Raw genomic sequence first — 24,359 nt, forward strand, 5'->3', positions numbered from 1 at the left:
GCGCACCATCCACCGACTGGCCCACAATGGGGCGGGTGAACGACCCGAACACGCCGAGCAGCCTCGACGACCCCCTCGCCGCCTTCGCCGCCCTGCTCACCGAGGAGGGCGGAGCCCTGCTCGACGAGGTGCGGGACGTCGATCCCGCCCAGGAGCTCGCCGCCGCCACCCGGCTGCGCCGTGAGCACCCGGCGCCACTGGTCTCCGCGGCACTGGCCCAGGCGCGACTGCGGCAGCGAGCCGCGGCGAAGTTCGGTGCCGAGGACGCTGCCCGGATGTTCTTCACGCCGAACGGAGTCGAGCAGTCCACGCGCTCCTCCGTCGCCCGGTACCGCGCCGAGCGCTTCAAGGCCGCCGGCGTGCGGTCCGTCGCCGACCTCTGCTGCGGCATCGGCGGCGACGCCCTCGCCCTCGCGCGGGTCGGCATCTCCGTGCTCGCCGTCGACCGCGACCCGCTGACCTGCGCCGTCGCCCGCGCCAACGCCGAGGCGCTCGGTCTCGCCGAGCTGATCGAGGTCCGCGAGGCCGATGTCACCGAGGTGGACACATCCACGTACGACGCCGTCTTCGTGGACCCGGCGCGCCGGGGCGGCCGCGGCAGGATCTTCGACCCCGAGGCCTACTCACCGCCCCTGTCCTGGGCGGTCGCGGCGGCGCTCAAGGCCCCGCGCGCGGCGCTGAAGATCGCCCCCGGCATTCCCCACGAGGCGGTCCCCACCGAGGCGGAGGCCGAGTGGATCTCCGACGGCGGTGACGTCAAGGAGGCCGTGCTGTGGTTCGGCACGGACGCGCCCTCCTCGCACCGCGCGACGCTCCTGCCCGGCGGCGCCACCCTGTGGACCTCGCTCGACGCGATGCCGCCCGACCCCGAAGTGCGGCCCGTGGGGCGATACTTGTACGAGCCCGACGGCGCCGTCATCCGCGCCCACCTGGTCGCCCAGGTCGCCGAGGAGGTCGCGGGCGGGCTGATCGACGAGACGATCGCGTACGTCACCTCCGACGAGCGCCACGACACCGCGTACGCCGCGGCGTACGAAATCACCGACCAACTCCCCTTCAACGTGAAGAAGTTGAAGGCGCTGCTGCGGGAGCGGGAGGTCGGCATCCTGACGGTGAAGAAGCGGGGGTCGGCGGTGGAGCCGGAGGAGCTGCGGAAGAAGGTGAAGCCGCAGGGGAAGAACGCGGCGACGGTTTTCATGACGCGGGTGGCAGGGGCGCCGACGATGCTGATCGGCCACCCGGCCCCGTAAGGGGCGCGGGGAACTGCGCGACCAGCCACAACGAATCCGCGGCCAAAGCCTCAGCAGTCGGCGGCCCGAGCCAAGAGCAACTCCCGCTCCCTCTCGTTCCGCGCCAGCGACGCCGCCCGTTCGAACTCCGCCCGCGCCTCCGCCGACCGGCCGAGGCGGGCAAGGAGATCCCCCCGCACACTGGGCAGCAAGTGGTAGTCCCGCAAGGCGGATTCCGCGGCGAGCGCGTCGACCAGGGCGAGGCCCGCCTCCGGGCCCTCGGCCATCGAGACCGCGACGGCGCGGTTCAGTTCGACCACCGGGGACGGGGCGCGGGCCGCGAGCAGGTCGTAGAGGGCGGCGATCTGCCGCCAGTCGGTCTCCTCGTACGTATGCGCGTGGGCGTGGCAGGCGGCGACCGCGGCCTGCAGGGCGTACGGGCCGAGAGGGCCCTGTGCCGCCGCCTGCGCGCGGGCCAGGGCGGCGTATCCACGCCGGATCAGCAGCTGGTTCCAGCGGGCCCGGTTCTGGTCCTTGAGCAGCACCGGCTCGCCGGACGGGCCCGTGCGCGCCGTCGAGCGCGACGCCTGGAGCTCCAACAGCGCGGCCAGGCCGTGCACTTCGGGCTCCTTGGGCATCAGCCCGGCGAGCACGCGCACCAGCCGCAGCGCGTCCTCGCACAGGGCGGGGCGCAGCAGGTCGTCGCCCGCCGTGGCGGCGTACCCCTCGTTGAAGACGAGGTAAATGACTTCGAGGACCGAGCCGAGGCGGGCCTCGCGGTCCGGGCCGTACGGGACCTCGAAGGCGATGCCCTTGGCGGCGAGGGTGCGCTTGGCCCGCACGATGCGCTGCGCCACGGTCGGCTCCGGCGCGAGCACGGCGCGGGCGATCTCGGCGGTGGTCAGGCCGCCGAGCAGGCGCAGGGTCAGCGCCACGCGGGCCTCCGTGGAGAGCACCGGGTGGCAGGCGGTGAAGACGAGGCGGAGCAGGTCGTCGTCGATGGCGTCGGGGTCGACGAGCTCGGCGGGCCCGTCCAGGTGGGGCGGCGCGGACTCCAGGTCACGGCCCATCTCCGCCAGCTTGCGGGCGTAGCGCTCGCGGCGGCGCACCAGGTCGACGGCGCGGTTCTTGGCCGCGGTCATGAGCCAGGCGCCCGGGTTGTCGGGGACGCCGTGCTCGGGCCACTGTTCGAGGGCGGCCACCAGGGCGTCCTGCGCCAGTTCCTCGGCGATGCCGACGTCTCGTACGATCCGCGCGACGCCGGCGATGATGCGCGGCGACTCCATGCGGAAGACGGTTTCGACGGTCTCCACAGAGTCCGAGGTCTCCACAGAGTCCGCGGTGTCCACAGAGTTCGCAGTGTCCGGCGTGGTGCGGCGGGGGTGCTCCGGCGGATGGCTCACGGCCATCCATCAGAGCACCCCCGCGCCGCCCCGGCAAAGGCGCACCGAGAGCCCCGGTCCGGTCCGGCTCCGGTCCGGCCGGGTCCGGTCCAGCTCCGGTCCGGCCCCAGCGATCAGCAGCCGCCGGCCTCCTCGATCTCCCGCACCTCCGCGGTGATCGTCCAGTAGTCCTCGTGGGTCTTCAGGAACCGCTTGGTCCACTCGATCGCCTCGGCCTTGTCCTTGGCCTGTACGAGGGAGTAGCCGCCGATGACCTCCTTGGTCTCGGTGAACGGGCCGTCGGTGACGGACAGTTCGCCCTTGTCCCAGGTGACACGGGTGCCCTCGGAGGTCGGCCGGAGGCCCGCGGTGTCGAGCATCACCCCGGCCTTGGTGATCTCTTCGAGCAGCGCGCCCATGCGCTCGTGCAGCTCGGGGCTCGGACCGCCCTCGGGCACGTTGTTCTCGTCGATGCGGATCATCGTCAGAAAGCGCGGCATGGTGGTCTCCCATCGGGTGGCGGCGGGGCTTCTTCCCGCCTCTCACCCCTGCGTCGAACGGGAGACGCCCCTTTCGACATCGTCGCCGAGATTTTCCGAAGTTTCTTGTGCGGCGTACGTCGATGCAGGTCGCAGCGGTGACGGGGCGGGCGCTCGGCGGCCGTGGAGCACTGCCGTCGCCAGCGCCGCCGCCACCAGAAGCCCCGCGGACACCGCGAAGGCCGCCGCGTGCCCCTCGGCCAGGGCGGCGGGCCCCCGCCCCGAGCCCGTGGCGCTCGCCGCGACGGTGACAAGGACCGCGAGGCCCAGCGAGCCGCCGAGCTGACGCGAGCTGTTGAGCAGCCCGGAGGCCATGCCGGTCTCCTCGGGGGCGACGCCGCTGGTCGCCGCGGTGCCCAGCGGCACGAAGCACATGCCGATGCCGACGCTCGCGACCAGCGAGGGCCCGAGGACGGAATCCAGGAACGTGCCGCCCGCCTCGACCGTCAGCGCGAACCAGCCGAACCCGGCGGCCCCCAGCAGCCCGCCCGCCACGAGCAGCGTCCGCTCGCCGAGCCGCCCCACGGCCTTGGTCGCGACCGCCGACCCGGCCACGACGCCCGCGCAGAACGGCAGGAACGCGGCGCCGGCCGCCGTCGGCCCGTACCCCATGACCTGCTGGAGGTAGAGCGAGGTGAAGTAGAAGGCGGCGAACTGCCCCGACGACATCAGGAGCGAGAAGACGTTGGCCGAGAGCACCGGACGGTGGGACGTGCCGAGCAGGCCGAGCCTCAGCAGCGGCTCGCGCTTGCGGGCCTCGACGGCGACGAAGGCGGCGAGCAGGACGACCGCGACGGCGAGCGTGATGGCCGTGGTGCCGGACCCCCAGCCGTAGGTCTCGGTGCGCACGAGGCCGAGGACGAGCACCGCCATCCCGGCCGTGACCAGCAGGGCGCCCGTCACGTCGAGGCGCGGCGCGGGTCCCGTGCGCCGGTCGACGGGCACCCCGCGGCGCGCGGCGATGAGCGCGGCGAGCACCACGGGGACGTTGATCAGCATCACGGAGCGCCAGCCCACCCAGTCGGTGAGCAGGCCGCCCGCCATGATCCCGACCGCGCCGCCGAGCGCGCCGGAGACGCCCCACAGGCCGAGCGCCCGTGAACGCGCGGGCCCCGCCTCGTAGTTGACGGTGATCAGCGCGAGCGCCACCGGGGCGAGCGCCGCCGCGCCCGCGCCCTGCACCGCGCGTGCCGCGATGAGCTGCCCCGGCGTGAGGGCGAGCCCGCCCGCCAGGCTGGCCGCGCCGAACACCGCGAAGCCCCAGATGAGGCTGCGCCGCCGCCCGACCAGGTCGGCGAGGCGCCCGCCGAGCATGAGCAGGCCGCCGAAGGCGAGCGCGTAGGCGTTGACGACCCACAGCAGTGAGTCGTCGCCGAAGCCGAGGTCATCGCCCATGTCGGGCAGGGCGATGTTGACGACGGACATGTCGAGGGAGACGAGGAACTGCACGGTGAGCACCACCGGCAGCAGCCAACGTCCTTGCGGGGCGTTCGAGTTCACCTTGTTCACCATGCGCGGCACATTACTATACGCGTATAGAAATTATGCAAGGGTCGTCCTCCCCGGCGACGGCGCGGACACGGACACGGACGCGGACACGGACACGGACGCGACAATGAGCGGGTGGCAGCAGAAGAGAAGGCGAAGAAGCGCGGCGTGGGGCGCCCCCGCCGCCTCGAACCGGAGGCGATCGTCGCGACCGCCCGGCGGATCCTGGAGGAGGAGGGCGTCGCGGCCCTGAGCATGCGCCGCGTCGCCAAGGAGGTCGGCACGACGCCGATGGCGCTCTACCACCACGTGCGCGACAAGGACGAGCTCCTGATGCTCACGCTCTCGGGCACCGCCGCCACCGTCCCCCGCCCCGAACTCCCCGCCGACCCGCGCGACCGCCTCCTCGCCGTCTCCCTGCACATGCACGGCACGCTGGCGCGGATGCCCTGGGTGGTCGAGGTGCTCAGCCTCGGCGACCTCACCGACAAGGGCGCCCTGTGGATGGTCGAGGAGATCGTCGGCGCGGGCATCGACTGCGGCCTCACGCCCGCCGAGGCCGTGCGCGCCTACCGGACCGTCTGGCACTGCGTCTACGGCGACCTGGTCTTCCGCCACGCGATGGAGCGCCGCGCCGCCGACCCCGGCCGCAAGCGGCACTTCCCCGACATGCTCACGGACGCGGACGCGGCCGAACTCCCCCACCTCGCGGCCCTCGCGGGACGCTGGGGCGAGCTGACCGAGGACTACGACATCGCGGGCCAACTGGCCGCGGTGGTCGACGGGTTGCTGGGCCGGGCAGCGCACCGGGGCTGAAACAGGCCGGGCGCTCGACCTCCTGTGCCAGGGTCCTCCGCATGCCCTTCGACCACAACGACCACTACCACCGACTGCTCCTGCGCAACCTGCCGCCGCACGGACGCACCGCCCTCGACATCGGCTGCGGAACCGGCCGCTTCGCCCGCCTCCTCGCGGCGCGCGGCTATGAGGTCGACGCGCTCGACCCCTCGGCGGAGGTGATCGCCGAGGCGGAAGAGGCCGGCGGCGGCCCCCGCTTCCGCCAGGCCGACGTGACGAAGGAGGACCTGCCCGACGGCCACTACGACGTCATCACCTGCCTGGCGAGCCTGCACCACATGCCGTTCGACACGGTCACGCGCCTGCGCGCGGCCCTCGCGCCCGGCGGCAGCCTGCTCGTCCTCGGCTGCTACGCCGGCCTGACCCCGTGGGACGTCGTGGCGTCACCGGCCAACGCGGTGGCACGGGTCGCTGTGTACGCGGGTGAGCGCCTGCGCGGCGACCGCACGCCCCCGCTCAAGGCCCCGGTGCACGAGCCGGACATGCGGCTCCCCCAGGTCCGCGCCGAGGCGGCCCGCCTCCTGCCCGGCAGCCGCGTGCGCCAACTCCTCTTCTGGCGCTACCTGTTGATCTACCGCCGCCTCCCACGGCACACCGAGGGAAGGGGCTAGCTCTCCTCCACCGACTCGAACCGCCACCTGTGCACCGCCCGCGTCACCAACTCCGGGGAGGGCTCGGGCAGTTCGGGGAGTTCGGCGTCGTACCCGGCGTCCCACCAGGTGATGACGAGCACCCGGTCCTGCGGTGCGCTGAAGGTCTCGCGGCGCAGCGGCCGGGCCGCACCACCGAGCTCCTGCTTCCGCGCCCAGGCGAGCAGTTCGTCGCCCCGCCCCTCGACGGCACGGGCCTCCCACATCAGCGCGACGCTCATGAGTACAGGTTCTCCTTGCTGACCTCGTGCACGTGATCGTGGTCGTGAGCATGCCCGTGCCCCGGCACGTGCGGCTCCGTCACCGGCAGCGACGAGTCCGCCGACAGGTCCCAGGACGAGGCGGCCCGGCCCCGCGCAACCATCTCGGCGCCGAGGGCCGCGACCATCGCGCCGTTGTCCGTGCACAGCTTGGGCCGCGGCACCCGAAGCCGGATCCCGGCCTTCTCGCACCGCTCCTGCGCGAGCGCCCGCAGCCGCGAGTTGGCGGCCACACCGCCGCCGATCATCAGGTGGTCGACGCCCTCGTCCTTGCAGGCCCGCACGGCCTTGCGGGTCAGCACGTCGACGACGGCCTCCTGGAAGGACGCCGACACGTCCCGCACCGGCACCTCCTCGCCCGCGGCCCGCTTCGCCTCGATCCAGCGCGCGACGGACGTCTTGAGACCCGAGAAGGAGAAGTCGTACGCGGGGTCGCGCGGCCCGGTGAGCCCGCGCGGGAACGCGATCGCCTCCGGGTCGCCCTCGCGCGCGTACCGGTCGATGACGGGACCGCCCGGGAAGCCGAGGTTCAGCACCCGCGCGATCTTGTCGAAGGCCTCGCCCGCCGCGTCGTCGATGGTCGCGCCGAGCGGCCGCACGTCCGAGGTGATGTCGGTGGACAGGAGCAGCGAGGAGTGACCGCCCGACACCAGCAGCGCCATGGTCGGCTCGGGCAGCGGCCCGTGCTCCAGCTGGTCGACGCAGATGTGCGAGGCGAGGTGGTTGACGCCGTAGAGCGGCTTGTCGAGCGCGTACGCGTACGCCTTGGCGGCCGAGACGCCGACGAGCAGCGCGCCCGCGAGGCCGGGGCCCGCGGTGACCGCGATGCCGTCGAGGTCCTTGGCGCTCACGCCCGCGTCCTTCAGGGCGCGGTCGATGGTCGGCACCATCGCCTCCAGGTGCGTGCGGGAGGCGACCTCGGGCACGACGCCGCCGAAGCGGGCGTGCTCGTCGACGCTGGACGCGACGGCGTCCGCGAGCAGGGTGGTGCCGCGCACGATGCCGACGCCGGTCTCGTCACAGGAGGTCTCGATGCCGAGGACGAGGGGTTCGTCGCGCGAGTCAGCCATGAATCTCGGTTCCTTGTACGCCAGATACGGAGGTGGAGGGGTCGGTGCGGCGCATGACGAGCGCGTCGACGTTGCCGGGCTGGTAGTAGCCGCGCCGGAAGCCGATGGCCTCGAAGCCGAAGCGCTCGTACAGCTTCTGCGCCCTGGTGTTGTCGACCCGCACTTCCAGCATGACCTCGGCGCACTCGAAGGCGGTCGCGGCCTGGAGCAGGTCGGTGAGGAGCCGGGCGCCGAGGCCCGTGCCCCAGTGGTCGCGGGCCACGGCGATGGTCTGGACGTCGGCGAGGTCGCCGGAGGCGGCGAGCCCCGCGTACCCGACGAGGCGGTCGCCGTCCATGGCCACCACGTAGCGGCGGGTGGCAAGGGGTCCGCGCGCGTGGGCGAGCTCGGACCAGAACATCCCGCGCGACCAGGCGTCGTCCGGGAAGAGCTCCTTCTCCAGGGCGAACACCGGGTCGATGTCCCACCAGCGCATCTCGCGCAGCACGGCGCCCTCGGTCGGCCGGGTCGCCTCGGTCACCTCGGTCACTTGGGGGTGACCACCTTGTAGTTCTTGGGCACCTGCGCGTCCGGCCTGCGCAGGTACAGCGGCCGGGGCTCCAGGAGCTCCTCGCCCGCCGCGAGCTTCTCCGCGGCGAGCGACGCGAGCGCGGCCGCCGAGACGTGCTCGGGGGCGCGGGCGTCGGGGAAGGTCTCGGGGTAGAGCAGCGCGCCCGCGCCGACGGCGGGCAGCCCCTCGACCTCGGCGGCGATGTCCGCGGGCCGGTCGACGGCGGCGTCACTCACACGAGTGCGTACGTCGTCGTAGCGCGCCCAGTAGACCTCCTTGCGCCGGGCGTCGGTGGCCACGACGAAGGGGCCGCTCTCGATGCCGGAGGCGTACGCGAGGCCGTCGAGCGTGCACACCCCGTGCACGGGGACGCCGAGGGCGAGGCCGAAGGTGTCGGCGGTCATCAGGCCGACGCGCAGTCCGGTGTAGGGGCCGGGGCCCACGCCGACGACGATGTCGGTGACGGCGTCGAGTCTCAGTCCGGCCTCGGCGAGCACCCGGTCGACGGCCGGAAGCAGCAGTTCTCCGTGGCGACGGGCGTCCACCTGGCTCGACTCCGCGATGACGGAGGAGCCGTCGTGGAGGGCGACGGTGACGGCGGGCGTTGCGGTATCCAGAGCGAGCAAGAGCACGCGAACAGCCTACGGCTCCGACGCCCGTCGCACGGCCGCACCGGCATGAGGTGCCGCTGCCGGAGGAAGGGGCGCGGCTGCTGCTAACGTCACCTCGTAGCCGTACGCAGTACGAAGAAGTGGGTGGCGCAAGGTGTCAAGGAGCAGCTCGGGATTCGTGGCCGCGCTCACCGCCGCCGCGGTCGCCGCGGTCGGCTTCCTCGCCTATCAGGCGTCGGCCAGCGTGCCCGACGGGCTGGCGAAGAGCCCCGACAAGACGTCCTCGAGCGCCCCGCGCTCCCCCAAGGACAAGAAGAACCCGACGGCCGTCCCGGCGAAGTCCGGGTCGGGCGAGCGGGTCGTGTACTCCCTGGGCGACGACCGCGTATGGCTGGTGGAGTCCTCCGGCAAGGCCAAGCTCACCTTCGAGGTCACGCCGGGCACGGTCGACCCCGCGCCGGGCACCTACACGGTCAGCTCGCGCCAGGGTTCGGTGACCGGCACGGACGGCACCCCGATCGAGCACGTCGTCCGGTTCACGACGGTCGAGGGCGTCACGATCGGCTTCAGCGCGGCGGTCGACGGCTCCACTCCGAAGCCGGACGCGGCCAAGAAGACGGGCGGCATCCGCGAGTCCCGCGCCCATGGCAACGCCATGTGGGAGTTCGCGGGGATCAACCAGAAAGTCGTCGTCGTTCCGTAAGCACGTCACCCGCGGTGAGCGCCTCGGCGGGACGCGCCTCCGCCGACAACTGCCTCACGGGAGCCGGATCGCGCGGAGGCGTGGAGACGGCGCTCGCCGCGGCGCACGACGCCAGCAGATCGCTCATGGACAGGTGCGTGGGACCCACGGCACCCGACGGCCCCGGCAGCCCGTGCGGCTGCGGCTGTGCGTCACGTTCTGAAGCCGGCATGGATGCCTCCTGGAGCTCCGGGAGCAGACGTGGTTAGGTAGACCTAACCAGGACCGGTATCCATGTGACCACGCGCGACGCGGGCAGCGCAACATCTTGCCGACGTCTTGTCGGAACGTTAGGGCGAACGTACGAGAACACCCGGCGACCTGGCCGGATCAGGCCGCCAGCGAGGCCAGATCCGCATCCGCCCACCGCGCGCCGAGCCCGGTCAGCACGACCTCGCGGACCTCGTCCGTCGTGTCCCCGACAGCCCGGTCGATGACGACGTGCAGCCGGTCGTCGGAGAGCTCCTCGACCTTGCCGTCGCCCCACTCCACGACGATCACCGATTCGGGGAGCGACACGTCGAGGTCCAGGTCCTCCATCTCGTCGAGCCCGCCGCCCAGGCGGTACGCGTCGACGTGCACCAGCGCGGGCCCCTGGCCGAGCGGCGGGTGCACGCGGGCGATGACGAAGGTCGGCGAGGTGACGGCGCCCCGCACCCCGAGGCCCTCGCCGAGGCCGCGGGTCAGGGTCGTCTTCCCCGCGCCGAGCTCGCCGGTGAGCATGACGAGGTCGCCGGGGCGCAGCAGTTTCGCCAGGCGGCGGCCCAACTCACCCATCTGCTCGGGGGAGTTGACGGTGATCTTGAGTACGTTGGCGGGGGCCTGGTGGTGCGGTGCTTCCATACCGCCCACGTTAGCCGCTGGACGTCCCCACATCGGCCGCCGCAGGCACCACTCCCGTCCTGGCGAGCAGGTCCGCGAGCCGGTCCGTGACCACCTCGGGGTGCTCCAGCATGACCATGTGGCCCGCGTCCGGGACGAGGACGAGCTCGGCGTCCGGCAGCCGCTCGGCGATCGCCTCGCTGTGCTCGCTCGGCGTGACCAGGTCCTTCTCCCCCGCCAGCACGAGCACCGGGAGGTCGGCGAAGTGCGCCAGCGCCTCCGCCTTGTCGTGCTCGGCAAAGGCCGGGTAGAACTCCGCGACCACGTCGATCGGCGTCGACTCGATCATCCGCTCGGCGAAGCGCGCGATGGCCGGGTCCACGTCCTTGCGCGAGAAGGAGTAGCGCTTGATGACGCCCGCGAAGAGGTCCGCGGTGGCCCGCCGTCCCCGCTCCACCAGTTCGGCCTGCGAGCCGAGCGCCCGCAGCACACCGGGCAGCACCTTGCGGACCGCGTTCATCCCGGCCACCGGAAGGCCGAAGTTCACCTGACCGAGCTTGCCCGACGACGTACCGACGAGGGCGATGCCCATGACGCGTTCGCGGATCAGCTCGGGGAACTGGTCGGCGAGGGCCATGGTCGTCATGCCGCCCATGGAGTGCCCGACGAGGACGAGCGGTCCCTCCGGCGCGGCGGCGTCGATGACGGCCTTCAGGTCGCGCCCCAACTGGTCGATGGAGACCGGCACGTCGTGCTCGGCCTGGTCGACCCCTCGCCCGGAGCGGGCGTGGCTGCGCTGGTCCCAGTAGACGGCGCGGACGACGCCGCGCAGGGCGGCCCGCTGGAAGTGCCAGGAGTCCTGGCTCAGGCAGTAGCCGTGGCTGAAGACGACGGTGACCGGCGCGGGCTCCCTGCGGCCGAAGAGGCTGCGCCGCCGTCTGCCCTGATCGCCGTCCGCCTCGACCTCTTCGATCTCGTACGAGAGCTCGGTGCCGTCGTCCGCGTACGCCGTGCCGGGCATGCCGCGCAGCGAGCCGTACGGACCCGCGGAGTCGAGTGCGAGCCTCGCCTTCTTACGCATGCCGCGGCCGACCGTGAGCCGCTCGATGGCGACGCCCGCGGCCGCGCCCGCGGCGATCACTCCTATCGCGGCGCCGGCCACCCCGGCCCTGCGCCAGTTGCCGGCCGCTGCGGCGACGTCCGTCACCGCTTCCGCCGCGGCCGCCCCCGTGCTGCTCTCGCTCACGTGCCGCTCCTACTCAGTGGTCGGACTGCCCGTTCACATCTCTGTGCTGTCGGGCCGCTCATTCACATGGACGCGTGGGACGCGTGATCCGATGCGCGTGACGATTTCGTACGCGATGGTGCCCGCGGCCTGCGCCCAGTCCTCCGCGGTCGGCTCGCCGCGGTCGCCGGGGCCGAACAGCACCGCCTCCGCGCCGACTTCGGGCTCGTCCCCGCCGAGGTCGACGACGAACTGGTCCATCGCGACGCGGCCCGCGACGGTCCGCCACTTGCCTCCGACGAGGACCGGGCCCGTGCCGGACGCGTGGCGCGGGATCCCGTCGCCGTACCCGGCGGGGACGAGGCCGAGGGTCGTCTCGCCGGGGGTGATGTAGTGATGCCCGTAACTCACGCCGTGACCCGCCGGGGCGTGCTTCACATGGGCGAGCGAGGCGCTGAGCGTCATGACGGGCCGCAGCCCGAAGTCCTGCGGGGTGCCCACCTCGGGGCTCGGCGAGATGCCGTACATCGCGATGCCGGGGCGGACGAGGTCGAAGTGGGTCTCCGGAAGCGTCAGCGTCCCCGGGGAGTTGGCGATGTGCCGCACCTCGGGGCGTATCCCCCGCTCCTCGGCGTAGGCCACCATCTCGCGGAACACCGTGAGCTGGGCAGCGATCGAGGGGTGGCCCGGCTCGTCGGCGCACGCGAAGTGCGACCAGAGGCCGGTGACCTTCACCAGTCCCTCGGCCTCGGCGCGCAGGGACTCGGCGATCAGCTCGGGCCAGTCGGCGGGCAGGCAGCCGTTCCGCCCGAGGCCCGTGTCGGCCTTGAGCTGGATGCGGGCCGTCCTGCCGAGAGCGCGGGCGGCGTCCGTCACCTCGCGCAGCGCCCACAGCGCGCTCACCGACATGTCCAGATCGGCCTCGATGCCCTCGCGCCAGGGGCCGCCCGGCGTCCACAGCCAGCACATGATCCGGCCTGGCAGTCCCGCGGCGCGCACGGCCAGGGCCTCCTCGGGCGTGGCCGTGCCGATCCAGGTGGCGCCGGCCTCGCGGGCGGCCTTGGCGCAGGGCACCATTCCGTGGCCGTACGCGTCCGCCTTCACGACGGCCATGAACGCGGCGTCCGGCGCGTGGGCGCGCAGCGAGCGCACGTTGGCGCGCAGGGCGGCGAGGTCGATCTCGGCGCGGACACGGAAAGCGGCTGTCTCGTTCATCGCGGACAAGTGTCTCAGAGCGCGCCGACAACCCCGCTGCCCCAGCCGCTCACCGGGGTCACGAGGCCCGTGGATCAGGTGCCGGGCTTGCGTCCCCACGCGTAGACGCGGTCGCCTTTGAGCAGTGTCTTCCACAGCGCGCGGGCGTCGGTGAGGCGCATGTTCACGCAGCCGCGCGAGCCCGGCGGGCTGTACACATTGCCGTAGATCGCGTGGAACGCCTGTCCACCGCTGAAGAACTGGCTGTACGGCATGGGGGTGTTGTACAGCGACGACCAGTGGTTCTTGTGCTTCCAGTAGACCCTGTGCCAGCCGGGGCGGGTCCCGTACCCGGCCCGTCCGGTGCGGATCGGCACGGGACCGAGCAGCACCTTCTCGCCCTTCTGCACCCACATCAGCTGCCGGGACAGATCGACGCAGGCGAGGCGGTACGCGCGCGTGGGGCAGTCCCTCGCGCCGTTGGGGTTCTCGCGCGCGGAGATCCACCGCATACGGGCCCAGGTCACCGGTCCCGCGAAGCCGATCGCGGGCCGGATGCCCTGCTTCTTCTGGAACGCCCTGATGGCCTTGCAGTCCGCCGCGGACTGCCTGCCGTCCACCGGGCGCCCGAGCCAGCGCTCGGCCTGCCGCTGGTAGGGCCCGGCGCTCTTGGTGCACGCGGGCGCGGCGGCCTTGGTGACGACCTCGCCCACCGGCACGTACTCGATGAGGGCGTCGACGCCGGGCGGCGCCTCCATGGGCTCGATCGCGTCCTCGGCGGCGCTCGGCTCGTACACGTGCGGAAGCAGGGCCTGGTCAGGGGTGTCCAACTGCCATGGGTGGAGCGGCGTGAGCGGGATGCCGGGGACCAGCGGGGCGGTCGCGGGCGACGCGGGCCGCGGCGGGACGGGGCCCGCGGAGGCGGTTCCCGCAGACACGGTTCCCGCAGACACGGTTCCCGCAGACACGGTTCCCGCGGACGCGGGGGCGGCGGGCAGGGCCGCGGCCAGGGCGAGCAGCACGGTGAGTCCGCGCTTGGCTGTCTTGCTGATCATTCGATGAGCGAACCCCGGCCGCACGCCGAGCGGCCGTCAGCCGCGCGGAGGGGTCACTCGAAGGGCCCGCCGCGGAGAATCGCTTCCTAGGAGTCCTAGGTTTTGATCTATCCTCCCTGGGAACCGCGACCACCTCCTACGGAAGGCGACCCCATGGCCCGAGCAGGTCTGACACGCGAGCGCGTGGTGGAGGCGGCCGCCGACCTGGCGGACGAGATCGGTCTGGAGAACATCACGGTCTCGGCCCTCGCCCGCGGCTTCGGCGTGAAGGACGCGAGCCTGTACTCGCACGTCAGGAACATCGCCGACCTCAGGGCACGGATCGCACTGCGGGCGACGGGCGAGCTCGCGGACCTCATCGGCCCCGCGGTCGCGGGCCGCTCCGGCAAGGACGCACTGACCGCCTTCGCGGACGCGTACCGCGGCTTCGCCCTCAAGCACCCCGGCAGGTACGCGGCCACCAACCTCCAGCTGGACCCGGCCCTCGCCGCCGAGGCCCCCGGACCGCGCCGCGTCGCCGAGTACACCTACGCCCTGCTGCGCGGGTACGACCTGGCCGAGCCCGACCTGACCGACGCGGTACGCCTGCTGCGCAGCACCTTCCACGGCTACGTCGACCTCGAACTCTCCGCGGGCTTCGGCCACCCCCGCGACGTACGGACCTCGTGGCACCGCTCCGTGGACGCCCTGCACGTCCTCCTGGAGCACTGGCCCACCTCCAAGAGGACCGCCCCCGAAAGGACCGCCTCCGCATGACCATCGACTCCGCCCGCCTCACGGTCCCCGGCGCGACGATCCACCACGAGATACGACGCGGCGAGGGCCCCGTCCTCCTGATGCTCCCCGGCGGAGGCGGCGACAGCGCGGTCTTCGACGGCGTCGCCGACGTCCTGGCCGCCGAGTTCACCGTGGTCACGGTCGACCCCCGCGGCTACTCGCGCAGCACGCTGGACGGCCCCCGCGAGGAGCAGCGCGTACAGACGCAGTCGGACGACGCGCACCGCCTCCTGGAGGCGCTCTCCCCGCACGAACCCGCGTACGCCTTCGGCAGCAGCGCGGGCGCGGTCGTCGCCCTCGACCTGCTGGCCCGCCACCCGCACCGGCTGCGCCGCGTCGTCGCGCACGAGCCGCCGTGCTTCGCGCTGCTGCCCGACGCCGACGAGCAGCGTGCCTTCGTCCACGAGGTCCGCGACCTCCTGCGCACCCGGGGACACGGCCCGGCGGCCACGCGCTTCCTCCAGGGACTCGGCGGCACGCTCGAACCGCTCCCGGACCCCGCGACGCTGCCGCCGCGCACGGCGGGCATGCTGACCCGCCTCATGGCGAACAACCCGCACTTCCTCGAGTACGAGCTGGTCCCGTTCACGACGCACGTCCCCGACCTGGCGGCCCTGCGCGAGGCCGCGCCCCGCCTGACCCTGGCCGCGGGCATCGCATCGCGCGGCCGCCTTCCGTACCGCCCCGCGGCCCTCATGGCAGACCAACTGGGCCTGGAACTACAGGAGTTCCCCGGCGGCCACTCGGGCTACACGGACGCCCCGCTGCCGTTCGCCGAACAGCTCCTGGACATGCTCCGGGCCGGCTAGAGGGGCATCCGGACATCTCTGGAGCGACGCACGAACGCCTCTGGAGCAACACGCGAACGCCTCTAGAGCGGCATCCGGACGCCCCGCCAGGCGGCGGGAATCGCGTCGGCCACGTCCTGCGCCCCCACCGGCGCCCCGTCCGCCGCGAACCGCCCCGCGAGCCCGTGCAGATGGGCCGCCACGGACCCCGCGTCCCGCGCGCCGAGCCCCGCGGCCAGCAGGGACCCGGCGAGCCCGGACAGCACATCACCGCTGCCTGCGGTGGCAAGCCAGGAAGTCCCGGTGGGATTGACGCGCACGGCCCCGTCAGCCGAGCCGACCAGGGTGGTGGACCCCTTCAGCAACACGGCCGCCCCGTACCGCCCCGCCAACTCCCGCACGGCCGCGAGCCTTCCCGCCTCGACCTGCTCGCGGGCGACACCGAGCAGGGCGGCGGCCTCCCCGGCGTGCGGCGTGAGCAGCGTGGGAGCCTGCCGCGCCCGCACCTCGCGCTCCCCCGCGAGCCGCAGCCCGTCGGCATCGATCAGCAGGGGCACATCGGCGGCGAGCACATCCCCCAGCCGCTCCGCGTCGTCACCGAGGCCGGGCCCCGCGACCCAGGCCTGCACGCGCCCGGCCTTCGAGGGCGGCCCGGCGGACACCAGGGCCTCGGGGAACCGCGCGATGACGGCATCGGCGGCGGGCCCCACGTACCGCACGGCACCCGCGCCCCCGCGCAACGCACCGGCGACGGCGAGCACGGCGGCTCCGGGATACCGGGCCGACCCGGCGACGATCCCGACGACGCCACGCCGGTACTTGTCGCTCTCACCCCCGGGAACGGGCAACAGCCCAGCGACATCCGCGAACTGAAGAGCTTCCAACTCGCCACGCTCAGCCCCGAGTCGGAGCCCAATATCGACAAGCCGCACGGCCCCGGCGTACTCCCGGGCGGGATCGACCAACAGCCCCGGCTTGTACGCCCCGAACGTCACCGTCACATCGGCCCGCACCGCATCGCCGTGCACCTCACCCGTATCGGCATCGACGCCACTGGGCAGATCCACCGCGACGACCACCGCATCCCGCGCGGCGGCGACGAGTTGGGCGGCACGCTCCCGAAGCCCGCCGCGCCCCCCGATGCCCACGATGCCGTCGACGACGAGCCGTGCCCCGGCGACAAGCCCCTCGGCCCGCGCGCTGTCGGCCTCCACGACGACACCCCCGGCCGCCCGCAGCGCGGCGAGCCCACCGGGGTGGGTGCGCTCCGGGGCGAGCAGCACGGCACTGACCCCGGCGCCCCGCCGCGCGAGCCGTGCCCCCGCGTACAAGGCGTCGCCGCCGTTGTCCCCACTGCCCACCAGCAGCGTGACCCGCGCCCCGTACACCTTCCCGAGCAGCTGCGCGCACTCGACGGCGAGCCCGGCCGCGGCCCGCTGCATCAGCGCCCCTTCGGGCAACCGCCCCATCAACTCCCGCTCAGCGGCCCTGACACTCTCCACGCTGTACGCAGTACGCATGGCCCCAGTCTCCCAGCGAGAAGCCGAGACGGCCCGCGGCCGCCAAGACGGCGTGAGGGGACGTGGGGGTATGTGCGCACGGAGCACCGAGCACAAAGCTCACCCCAGCCGCAGCAACAAGACCCCGCAACAAAGATGGCGAGTACGGACATACCCCCACGTCCCCGCCCCACAACCGAACCCAAGGCGCAGACCCCAGCCGCACACGGCCCGCAGACGAACCCCCAGCGCGCAAACACAGACGGCCCCCGGAGGGCCCCTCACCCCTCGGCAATCACCACCGCGGAAGCCACCCCGGCATCATGACTGAGCGACACGTGCCACGACCGAACCCCCAACTCCGAGGCCCGCTCGGCCACGGTCCCCGCCACCCTCAGCCGCGGCTGCCCACTCGCCTCGACATACACCTCCGCGTCGGTCCACCGAAGCCCCGCCGGCGCCCCCAGCGCCTTGGCCAAGGCCTCCTTCGCCGCGAACCGCGCCGCCAGTGACGCAACCCCCCGCCGCTCCCCGCTCGGCAGCGACAACTCGCTCTCCACGAACAACCGCTCCGCCATCCCCGGCGTCCGCTCCAACGCGGCCCCGAACCGCTCGATCTCCGCGACATCGATGCCAACCCCAATAATCATCTCCGCAGCGTGACACACCCCACCCTCGCTCCCGTTCAAACAGCCGTAACAATGGACTGTGATCTCTTCGGTCTCCGAGCCCACCAAGGCTCCGCGGAGCGCCCACCGGCACAGGCCGGAGGCGACTCCCTACGTCGACCTCACCCGCACCGAGTGGAGCGCTCTCCGTGAGAAGACGCCGCTGCCCCTGACGGCGGAGGAGGTGGAGAAGCTCCGCGGCCTCGGCGACGTCATCGACCTGGACGAGGTCCGCGACATCTACCTCCCGCTCTCCCGCCTCCTCAACCTCTACGTGGGCGCGACGGACGGCCTCCGCGGCGCCCTCAACACCTTCCTCGGCGAAAAGGGCTCCCAGTCGGGCACGCCCTTCGTCATAGGAGTCGCAGGCTCCGTGGCGGTCGGCAAATCAACGGTCGCCCGCCTCCTCCAAGCGCTGCTCTCCCGCTGGCCCGAGCACCCCCGCGTGGAACTGGTCACCACGGACGGCTTCCTGCTCCCCACCAAGGAACTGGAGGCCCGCGGCCTGATGTCCCGCAAGGGCTTCCCCGAGTCGTACGACCGCCGCGCCCTCACCCGCTTCGTGGCGGACATCAAGGCGGGCAAGGACGAGGTGACCGCCCCCGTCTACTCCCACCTCATCTACGACATCGTCCCGAACCAGCGCCTCACGGTCCGCCGCCCGGACATCCTCATCGTCGAGGGCCTGAACGTCCTGCAGCCCGCACTCCCCGGCAACGACGGCCGCACCCGCGTGGGCCTCGCGGATTACTTCGACTTCAGCGTGTACGTGGACGCCCGCACCGAGGACATCGAGCGCTGGTACCTGAACCGCTTCAAGAAGCTGCGCCAGACGGCCTTCCAGAACCCGTCCTCGTACTTCCGCAAGTACACCCAGGTCTCCGAGGAGGAGGCGCTCGACTACGCCCGCACCACCTGGCGGACGATCAACAAGGTCAACCTCCTCGAGAACGTGGCACCCACCCGGGGCCGGGCGGCCCTGGTCATCCGCAAGGGCCCCGACCACAAGGTGCAGCGCCTGAGGCTGCGCAAGCTGTGATCCGGCCCGGCACACGGCCGGTTACCCTGCGGACATGCTGCACCTACGCCTGATCACACCGGCGGACAAGACCGACGAGGTGGTGCGCCTGATCGAGGAGACGGTCGGCACCACCCACCTCGCGGTGGTCCCCGGCGCCGCCCGCAACCCGGCGGGCGACGTCGTCATGTGCGACGTCGCGCGCGAGGCGGGCGACGAACTGCTCGGCGGCCTGCGCGCGCTGGAGATCGACAAGCACGGCTCCATCGCCCTGGAGAACATCGACCTGTCGCTCTCGCTCCGCGCCGACAAGGCGGAGGAGGAGGCGCCGGGCGAGGGCGCGGACGCGGTCCTGTGGGAGCAGCTGACCGACGCGACCCACGAGGAGTCGACGCTCTCGATCACGTACGTCGCGTTCCTCACGATCGCCACGATGATCGCGGCCTGCGGCGTCGTCCTCGACAACGCGATCCTGATCGTGGGCGCGATGGCGGTGGGCCCGGAGTTCGGCCCGCTGGCGGGCTTCTGCACGGCCCTGGTGCGGCGCGCTCCCCGCCTCGCCCTGCGCTCGCTCACCGCGCTGATCGTGGGCTTCGCGGCGGCGATGGTGGTGACGGTCGGGTTCAGCTACTTCATGGACGCGACGAACCTGTTCAGCGACGCACAGCTGAGAGCCGACCGCCCGAACACCAGCTTCATCTACAACCCCGACTGGTTCTCGTTCGTGGTGGCGGTCCTCGCGGGCGCGGCGGGCACGCTCTCGCTCACCTCGGCGAAGTCGGGCGCCCTGGTCGGAGTGGCGATCTCCGTGACGACGGTCCCCGCGGCGGCGAACGCCGCGGTCGCCTTCAGCTACAACGAGTACAAGCAGGCGTGGGGCTCCACGGAGCAGCTCCTGCTGAACCTGCTGGGCATCGTCCTCGCGGGGACGCTCACGCTGCTGGCCCAGAAACTCCTGTGGGCCTGGCAGCGCGAGCGCACCGCGAAGTCACAACACCTCTAGCCGTATCCCTTCGGGCCCCGACGCCTCTAGCCCAGGGCCGACTTCACCGCATCGGCGAGCCGCCCGGCCACGGACCGCGCCTGCTCGATGTCCGCGGCCTCGACCATGACCCGCACCAGCGGCTCGGTCCCGGAGGGCCGAAGGAGCACCCGCCCCGTGGAGCCCAGCTCCCGCTCGGCGTCGGCGACGGCGGCGGACAGCTCGGGCGAGGTCTTCACGCGCGACTTGTCGACGTCGGGCACATTGATCAGGACCTGCGGAAGCCGCTCCATGACGCTCGCGAGGTCCGCGAGGGAGCGCCCCGTCTCGGCGACCCGCGCCGCGAGCAGCAGCCCGGTCAGCGTGCCGTCACCGGTGGTCGCGTGGTCCAGGACGATGACGTGCCCGGACTGCTCGCCGCCGAGGGCGTAGCCGTGCTCCTTCATCGACTCCAGGACGTACCGGTCACCGACGGCGGTCTGCACCAAGGACAGCCCCTGGGCCTCCATGGCGAGCTTGAAGCCGAGGTTGGACATGACGGTGGCGACAACGGTGTCGTGACGCAGCGTGCCGTGCTCCCGCATGGCGAGGGCGAGCACGGCGAGGATCTGGTCGCCGTCGACCTCTTCGCCGCTTCCGTCCACCGCGAGGCACCGGTCGGCGTCCCCGTCGTGCGCGACGCCGAAGTCCGCCTTGTGCTCGACGACGGCGGCCTTGAGCAGGTCGAGGTGCGTGGACCCGCAGCCGTCGTTGATGTTGAGGCCGTCGGGCTGGGCGCCGATCGTGATGACCTCGGCACCGGCGCGCGCGAAGGCCTCGGGCGAGACACGGGCGGCGGCGCCGTGCGCCTCGTCGAGGACGATCTTCAGCCCGTCGAGACGGTTGGGCAGGACACCGAGCAGATGCGCGATGTACTGGTCGAGCCCCTGGTCGTACGAGGTCACGCGGCCGACACCGGCCCCGGTGGGCCGCTGCCAGGGAGCGCCGGTGCGGTGCTCCTCGTACACGGACTCGATGCGGTCCTCCAGCTCGTCGGCGAGCTTGTGGCCGCCGCGGGCGAAGAACTTGATGCCGTTGTCGGGCATGGCGTTGTGGCTTGCGGAGAGCATCACGCCGAGGTCGGCGCCCAGCGCACCGGTGAGATGAGCCACCGCGGGGGTGGGCAGCACACCGACGCGCAGGACGTCCACGCCCGCGCTCGCGAGGCCCGCCACCACGGCGGCCTCCAGGAACTCCCCGGACGCGCGCGGGTCACGTCCCACCACCGCCGTCGGGCGATGACCCTCGAAGGTGCCCGCCTCGGCCAGTACGTGCGCCGCCGCCACGGAGAGTCCGAGCGCGAGCTCGGCCGTCAGATCCGCGTTGGCGACACCGCGCACGCCGTCCGTGCCGAAGAGTCGTCCCACTGCTGTCCTCCGAACGTTCAAGAAAAACCATGAACCCCTGGCAAGAGAGTCCCAGACCTAAGAGAGTCCCAGGACCCCAGGGGTTCCTGATAAACGAACGCCCCGGCAGCACAGTGCGTGCCGCCGGGGCGAACGAGTGGTACAAGCAGGCAGCGATTAGCGCTTGCTGTACTGCGGGGCCTTACGGGCCTTCTTGAGACCGGCCTTCTTGCGCTCGACCGCACGGTCGTCACGCTTGAGGTAACCGGCCTTCTTGAGGGCGCCGCGGTTGTTCTCGACGTCGGCCTCGTTCAGCGCACGGGCGACACCGAGACGGAGCGCACCGGCCTGACCGGAGACGCCGCCACCCGCGATGCGGGCGATGACGTCGTAGCGGCCGTCGAGCTCGAGCACCTTGAAGGGCTCGTTGACTTCCTGCTGGTGGACCTTGTTCGGGAAGTAGTCCTCGAGCGTGCGCCCGTTGACCTTCCACTTGCCGGTGCCCGGGACGATCCGGACGCGGGCGATGGCGTTCTTGCGACGGCCCAGGCCGGCGGCCGGCTGCGGGTCGCCGAAGCGCGCGGCGTTCGACTCCGAGGTGTACTCGCCCTCGACGGGGGCCTCGGACTCGGTGGTGTACTGCTCGACGTCAGCGATCTCTTCGAGAGGCTGCTCAACGGTGGTCTCGGCCACGATTCTCCTCAGATTCTTTTTCGTCTTAGGGGGTGGCCGGAACTACTGCGCGACCTGGGTGATCTCGAACGGGACCGGCTGCTGAGCGCCGTGCGGGTGCTGGTCGCCCGCGTAGACCTTCAGCTTCGAGAGCATCTGACGGCCCAGGGTGTTCTTGGGGAGCATGCCCTTGACGGCCTTCTCGATGGCCTTCTCGGGGCTCTTCTCGAGCAGCTCGTCGTAACGGACGGAACGCAGACCACCCGGGTAACCGGAGTGGCGGTACGCCATCTTCTGGGTCTTCTTGTTGCCGGAGAGGTGCACCTTCTCCGCGTTGATGATGATGACGAAGTCACCGGTGTCAACGTGGGGGGCGTAGATCGCCTTGTGCTTGCCGCGCAGGAGAGAGGCGGCGGTGGTCGCCAGACGTCCCAGGACGATGTCCTGAGCGTCGATGACGTGCCACTGGCGGGTCACATCGCCGGGCTTGGGGCTGTACGTACGCACTTCGTAGCCTTCGCTTCTTCAGTGGATGGGGTCCAGACACACGGCACCCAGGAAGCGATCATGCAGCTGGGGCCCACAATGCCGGGGACGCTAACCCGTATGCGAGCCACTGGTAACTGCTCCAGGGAACCTACGTAAGGGCCCTTTCGCGTGAGAACGAGGAAGCCAATACGTATCAGTCCACGAGACTACCCGCGCTGCCCCGTATGGGTCAAAACGCAGCTCTGGAGACCGGCACCGCCTGCTCCACCGCCTCGGGCGGCCCTGCGGAGTCCAGGGTAACCGGCCCCCGCCGCACACAGCGCCGTGCGACGGTGACCGCGAGGACACACAGCGTGAAGCAGTCCCTGAAGGCCCGCCTGGTCCCCGGCTCCAGCCACGGCCAGGAGAACCCCGGCACCTGCGGCACCAGCGCCACCCAGAACCAGGGCCCTCGCACCGCGGCCCCCGGCGCGAGCGCCCCCGCGAGCAGCAGCGGCACGACACAGAGCAGGTAGTGGTCGTACGAAGGCCGGGAGACGAGAAAGGCCGAAAGCATCAGCATCGTGGCGCACTCCACCACCCGCGCGGGCCCCGCGTCCCCTCTCCCCCACCGCCGCCGGGCACACCACAGCCCCGCCGCGGCCGCGCACCCGGCGAGCAGCGTCGCCCCCGCCTGCGGCACCCCCAGCCGCCCCAGCACCACCGAGGGCGACGCTTCATAGAGGCGTACGAAGGAGTCCTCGCCGCTCAGCAGGAACGGCAGCGTCCGCGTGAAGAACCCGGCGGGGTCCGGCAGCACGAGCGCGGCGGCCGCCGACACCGCCACGGGCACCCCCACCGCGACCCCGAGCGCCCGCCACCGCCGCGCGAGGGCGAAGAGGAGCACGACGGGCGCGAGCAGCGGCTTCACCGCGACGGCGGCCCCGATCACGAGCCCCGCCGCCACCCACCGCTCCCGGCACGCGAGGAGCAGCGCGAGCGGGAGCGCGGCGGCGGAGGCCACCGTCCAGTTGCCCAGCTGGACGAGGTGCCCGAAGGGCGCGAAGCCGAGCGCGAGCCCGAGCAGTCCGTACGCGGCGAACCGGCTGCGCCACGGCACCGCGTGGATCCGCAGCGCGCACGCCCACCCGAAGGCGAGCCCCGCCGTGACCCCCGCGGGCACGAGGAAACGCACCACGGACGCCGGGAGCAGGGCCTGCGGCACCGCCGCGAGCACGGCACCGGGCAGATAGAGGAAGTGCCGGTCGGCATAGGGCGAGCGCCCCTCCAGCCATGCCTCGGCGGCGCGGACGACGATGGCGTCGTCCATCCCGCCGTCGGGGTGGCGCAGCCCGACCCGCACGGCCCCGGCGGCCAGCACCACGGCGAGCACGCACCACACATGCCGCTCCGCGGGCCGCAACAACCAACCACTTACGGCCGTTTTGCCCTTGTTCATGCGCCTCAGGCTAGGTCGGCCACCCCACACGACCCCGGCTCAACATCCCCAACTCCCCGTCTAAGATGCGCCCCATGAGCTTTGGGCAAGGGGGACCTCAGTGGGGTCCGGGCGGAACGGGCGGACCCGGCGGCGGGCCCACGCCCGACTGGGCGGCGCTCGCCGAGGCCTCCGAGGCACGCAACCGGCGCCGCAAGTGGCTGCTGATCGGCGGCGGCGCGCTCGCCACGATCGGCATCGCGGCGGCCGTGGCCATCACGGTGGTCTCCGCGAACAGCGACGACGCCTCCGCGTCGAACAAGCCGGCCAGCGAGCTTCCCGCGACGGCGGACATCCCCGGCGCGAGCGACGACCCCGGCCCGTCCTTCGAGGCCACCACGCCGCCGCCCCCGCCGGACCCCAAGGACTTCATCTCCAGCGCCAAGAAGGACAAGGCGCCGCTCACCCCGGAGGGCCTCTTCCCCGGCAAGACGTTCACCTCGGGCGAGAACGTCTACAAGAAGGGCCCGACGGACAGCACCAAGAAGTGCGAGTCCGTCACCCAGAACGCCCTCGGCACGGTCCTCGCCAAGAACGACTGCACGCGCCTGATCCGCGCCAGCTACATCAAGGACGGCATCGCGGTCACGATCGGCGTCGCCGTCTTCGACACCGCGGCCGACGCCGCGAAGGTCAAGCAACAGGCGGAGAAGGGCCTGGTCAACTCGCTGTCCGGCAAGGGCATCCCGGGCTTCTGCCGCACGGGCGTGTGCCGCGGCACGTACAACGCCTACGGCCGGTACGCGTACTTCACCACCACGGGCTACACCAGCGGCAAGGACGTGACGACGAAGGACAGCAAGGCCTACGCCGCCGGCGACACCCTGGCCCGCTTCGCCTTCCAGCGGATCAACCAGCGGGGCGAGGCCCAGGCGTCGGCCGCGGCGGGCGCCCCGCGGTAGTCCGGTAGTTCGGGAGCCCGGCCGGGG

At 72.3% G+C, this 24,359-nt stretch carries 27 protein-coding genes; 9 read left to right on the forward strand and 18 right to left on the reverse strand.

Features of this window, described 5'->3' with window-relative positions; all coding sequences use genetic code 11:
* The first annotated feature begins 26 nt into the window (after nt 1-26).
* A complete protein-coding gene (locus AB0B50_RS18600) occupies nt 27-1,250 on the forward strand; it encodes a methyltransferase domain-containing protein (protein WP_362332502.1) in 1,224 nt (407 codons plus the stop codon).
* A 50-nt stretch (nt 1,251-1,300) separates the two neighbouring features.
* Here AB0B50_RS18600 and AB0B50_RS18605 read toward each other — a convergent pair whose 3' ends face one another.
* The 3 genes from AB0B50_RS18605 to AB0B50_RS18615 all read right to left on the reverse strand — a co-directional run bounded on the left by AB0B50_RS18605 (nt 1,301) and on the right by AB0B50_RS18615 (nt 4,662).
* Complete coding sequence (locus tag AB0B50_RS18605; protein ID WP_362332819.1) at nt 1,301-2,515, reverse strand: DUF6596 domain-containing protein; 1,215 nt, start codon at nt 2,513-2,515, stop codon at nt 1,301-1,303.
* 230 nt (nt 2,516-2,745) lie between these two features.
* Complete coding sequence (locus AB0B50_RS18610; protein ID WP_362332505.1) at nt 2,746-3,111, reverse strand: YciI family protein; 366 nt, start codon at nt 3,109-3,111, stop codon at nt 2,746-2,748.
* Nucleotides 3,112-3,153: 42 nt separating this feature from the next.
* Nucleotides 3,154-4,662: an MFS transporter gene (locus tag AB0B50_RS18615; RefSeq protein ID WP_362332508.1), complete on the reverse strand. Its 1,509-nt coding sequence runs from the start codon at nt 4,660-4,662 to the stop codon at nt 3,154-3,156.
* A 111-nt stretch (nt 4,663-4,773) separates the two neighbouring features.
* Here AB0B50_RS18615 and AB0B50_RS18620 point away from each other — a divergent pair, with 111 nt between their 5' ends.
* Both AB0B50_RS18620 and AB0B50_RS18625 read left to right on the forward strand, forming a co-directional pair.
* Nucleotides 4,774-5,454 (forward strand): helix-turn-helix domain-containing protein, encoded by a 681-nt coding sequence (locus AB0B50_RS18620; protein ID WP_362332511.1) that lies wholly within the window; start codon nt 4,774-4,776, stop codon nt 5,452-5,454.
* A gap of 41 nt (nt 5,455-5,495) precedes the next feature.
* Nucleotides 5,496-6,107, forward strand: a complete 612-nt coding sequence (locus tag AB0B50_RS18625; protein ID WP_362332514.1) for a class I SAM-dependent methyltransferase — start codon at nt 5,496-5,498, stop codon at nt 6,105-6,107.
* On the opposite strand, the gene AB0B50_RS18630 is transcribed toward AB0B50_RS18625, so the two are convergent.
* Genes AB0B50_RS18630 through tsaB form a run of 4 tightly spaced genes read right to left on the reverse strand, consistent with a single transcriptional unit; the run spans nt 6,104 to nt 8,658 of the window.
* Nucleotides 6,104-6,367, reverse strand: a complete 264-nt coding sequence (locus AB0B50_RS18630; RefSeq protein ID WP_362332517.1) for a hypothetical protein — start codon at nt 6,365-6,367, stop codon at nt 6,104-6,106. The two genes, AB0B50_RS18625 and AB0B50_RS18630, sit on opposite strands and share 4 nt — an antisense overlap.
* On the reverse strand, nt 6,364-7,476 hold the full coding sequence (gene tsaD / locus AB0B50_RS18635; protein ID WP_362332520.1) for a tRNA (adenosine(37)-N6)-threonylcarbamoyltransferase complex transferase subunit TsaD: 1,113 nt from the start codon (nt 7,474-7,476) through the stop codon (nt 6,364-6,366). The genes AB0B50_RS18630 and tsaD overlap by 4 nt, the downstream gene beginning before the upstream one ends.
* Nucleotides 7,469-7,951: a ribosomal protein S18-alanine N-acetyltransferase gene (rimI, locus tag AB0B50_RS18640; RefSeq protein ID WP_362332822.1), complete on the reverse strand. Its 483-nt coding sequence runs from the start codon at nt 7,949-7,951 to the stop codon at nt 7,469-7,471. Before rimI ends, tsaD begins: the two co-directional genes overlap by 8 nt.
* A gap of 50 nt (nt 7,952-8,001) precedes the next feature.
* Nucleotides 8,002-8,658 (reverse strand): tRNA (adenosine(37)-N6)-threonylcarbamoyltransferase complex dimerization subunit type 1 TsaB, encoded by a 657-nt coding sequence (gene tsaB, locus AB0B50_RS18645; RefSeq protein WP_362332523.1) that lies wholly within the window; start codon nt 8,656-8,658, stop codon nt 8,002-8,004.
* Between the two features lie 133 nt (nt 8,659-8,791).
* Here tsaB and AB0B50_RS18650 point away from each other — a divergent pair, with 133 nt between their 5' ends.
* Nucleotides 8,792-9,340 carry a hypothetical protein gene (locus AB0B50_RS18650; RefSeq protein ID WP_362332526.1) on the forward strand — a complete coding sequence of 183 codons (549 nt, stop codon included), beginning with the start codon at nt 8,792-8,794 and terminating at the stop codon, nt 9,338-9,340.
* On the opposite strand, the gene AB0B50_RS18655 is transcribed toward AB0B50_RS18650, so the two are convergent.
* The 5 genes from AB0B50_RS18655 to AB0B50_RS18675 form a co-directional block, all read right to left on the reverse strand.
* Nucleotides 9,312-9,551, reverse strand: coding sequence for a hypothetical protein (locus AB0B50_RS18655; protein WP_362332529.1), 240 nt, complete (start codon nt 9,549-9,551; stop codon nt 9,312-9,314). The two genes, AB0B50_RS18650 and AB0B50_RS18655, sit on opposite strands and share 29 nt — an antisense overlap.
* Before the next feature lie 158 nt (nt 9,552-9,709).
* Nucleotides 9,710-10,222 carry a tRNA (adenosine(37)-N6)-threonylcarbamoyltransferase complex ATPase subunit type 1 TsaE gene (tsaE, locus tag AB0B50_RS18660; protein WP_362332532.1) on the reverse strand — a complete coding sequence of 171 codons (513 nt, stop codon included), beginning with the start codon at nt 10,220-10,222 and terminating at the stop codon, nt 9,710-9,712.
* A gap of 10 nt (nt 10,223-10,232) precedes the next feature.
* On the reverse strand, nt 10,233-11,447 hold the full coding sequence (locus tag AB0B50_RS18665) for an alpha/beta hydrolase (RefSeq protein WP_362332535.1): 1,215 nt from the start codon (nt 11,445-11,447) through the stop codon (nt 10,233-10,235).
* Between the two features lie 33 nt (nt 11,448-11,480).
* Nucleotides 11,481-12,641, reverse strand: coding sequence for an alanine racemase (gene alr, locus AB0B50_RS18670; protein ID WP_362332537.1), 1,161 nt, complete (start codon nt 12,639-12,641; stop codon nt 11,481-11,483).
* Between the two features lie 74 nt (nt 12,642-12,715).
* Entirely contained in the window at nt 12,716-13,675 is a 960-nt protein-coding gene (locus AB0B50_RS18675; protein ID WP_362332539.1) for a L,D-transpeptidase family protein, read from the reverse strand.
* Nucleotides 13,676-13,828: 153 nt separating this feature from the next.
* On the opposite strand from AB0B50_RS18675, the gene AB0B50_RS18680 reads away from it, so the two are divergent.
* Nucleotides 13,829-14,431, forward strand: coding sequence for a WHG domain-containing protein (locus AB0B50_RS18680; protein WP_362332542.1), 603 nt, complete (start codon nt 13,829-13,831; stop codon nt 14,429-14,431).
* Complete coding sequence (locus AB0B50_RS18685; RefSeq protein WP_362332545.1) at nt 14,428-15,261, forward strand: alpha/beta hydrolase; 834 nt, start codon at nt 14,428-14,430, stop codon at nt 15,259-15,261. Before AB0B50_RS18680 ends, AB0B50_RS18685 begins: the two co-directional genes overlap by 4 nt.
* Nucleotides 15,262-15,323: 62 nt before the next feature.
* Here the strand turns inward: AB0B50_RS18685 and AB0B50_RS18690 are convergent, their stop codons facing one another.
* A complete protein-coding gene (locus tag AB0B50_RS18690; protein ID WP_362332548.1) occupies nt 15,324-16,760 on the reverse strand; it encodes an NAD(P)H-hydrate dehydratase in 1,437 nt (478 codons plus the stop codon).
* A gap of 260 nt (nt 16,761-17,020) precedes the next feature.
* Nucleotides 17,021-17,389, reverse strand: coding sequence for a holo-ACP synthase (locus AB0B50_RS18695; RefSeq protein ID WP_362332551.1), 369 nt, complete (start codon nt 17,387-17,389; stop codon nt 17,021-17,023).
* Nucleotides 17,390-17,447: 58 nt separating this feature from the next.
* On the opposite strand from AB0B50_RS18695, the gene coaA reads away from it, so the two are divergent.
* Complete coding sequence (gene coaA, locus AB0B50_RS18700) at nt 17,448-18,446, forward strand: type I pantothenate kinase (protein WP_362332554.1); 999 nt, start codon at nt 17,448-17,450, stop codon at nt 18,444-18,446.
* A gap of 34 nt (nt 18,447-18,480) precedes the next feature.
* Complete coding sequence (locus AB0B50_RS18705) at nt 18,481-19,428, forward strand: DUF389 domain-containing protein (RefSeq protein ID WP_362332557.1); 948 nt, start codon at nt 18,481-18,483, stop codon at nt 19,426-19,428.
* Between the two features lie 26 nt (nt 19,429-19,454).
* Here AB0B50_RS18705 and glmM read toward each other — a convergent pair whose 3' ends face one another.
* From glmM to AB0B50_RS18725, 4 genes are all read right to left on the reverse strand, one after another.
* On the reverse strand, nt 19,455-20,813 hold the full coding sequence (gene glmM / locus AB0B50_RS18710; protein ID WP_362332560.1) for a phosphoglucosamine mutase: 1,359 nt from the start codon (nt 20,811-20,813) through the stop codon (nt 19,455-19,457).
* Nucleotides 20,814-20,969: 156 nt separating this feature from the next.
* Complete coding sequence (gene rpsI, locus AB0B50_RS18715; RefSeq protein WP_362332563.1) at nt 20,970-21,485, reverse strand: 30S ribosomal protein S9; 516 nt, start codon at nt 21,483-21,485, stop codon at nt 20,970-20,972.
* A 42-nt stretch (nt 21,486-21,527) separates the two neighbouring features.
* Entirely contained in the window at nt 21,528-21,971 is a 444-nt protein-coding gene (rplM, locus tag AB0B50_RS18720) for a 50S ribosomal protein L13 (RefSeq protein WP_055569478.1), read from the reverse strand.
* Nucleotides 21,972-22,182: 211 nt separating this feature from the next.
* On the reverse strand, nt 22,183-23,391 hold the full coding sequence (locus AB0B50_RS18725) for a glycosyltransferase family 87 protein (protein WP_362332566.1): 1,209 nt from the start codon (nt 23,389-23,391) through the stop codon (nt 22,183-22,185).
* 74 nt (nt 23,392-23,465) lie between these two features.
* Here AB0B50_RS18725 and AB0B50_RS18730 point away from each other — a divergent pair, with 74 nt between their 5' ends.
* Complete coding sequence (locus AB0B50_RS18730; RefSeq protein ID WP_362332569.1) at nt 23,466-24,332, forward strand: hypothetical protein; 867 nt, start codon at nt 23,466-23,468, stop codon at nt 24,330-24,332.
* The last annotated feature ends 27 nt before the right edge of the window (nt 24,333-24,359 follow it).

Source organism: Streptomyces sp. NPDC041068 (assembly GCF_040647455.1).
In the GTDB taxonomy this organism is placed as follows: Bacteria; Actinomycetota; Actinomycetes; order Streptomycetales; family Streptomycetaceae; genus Streptomyces.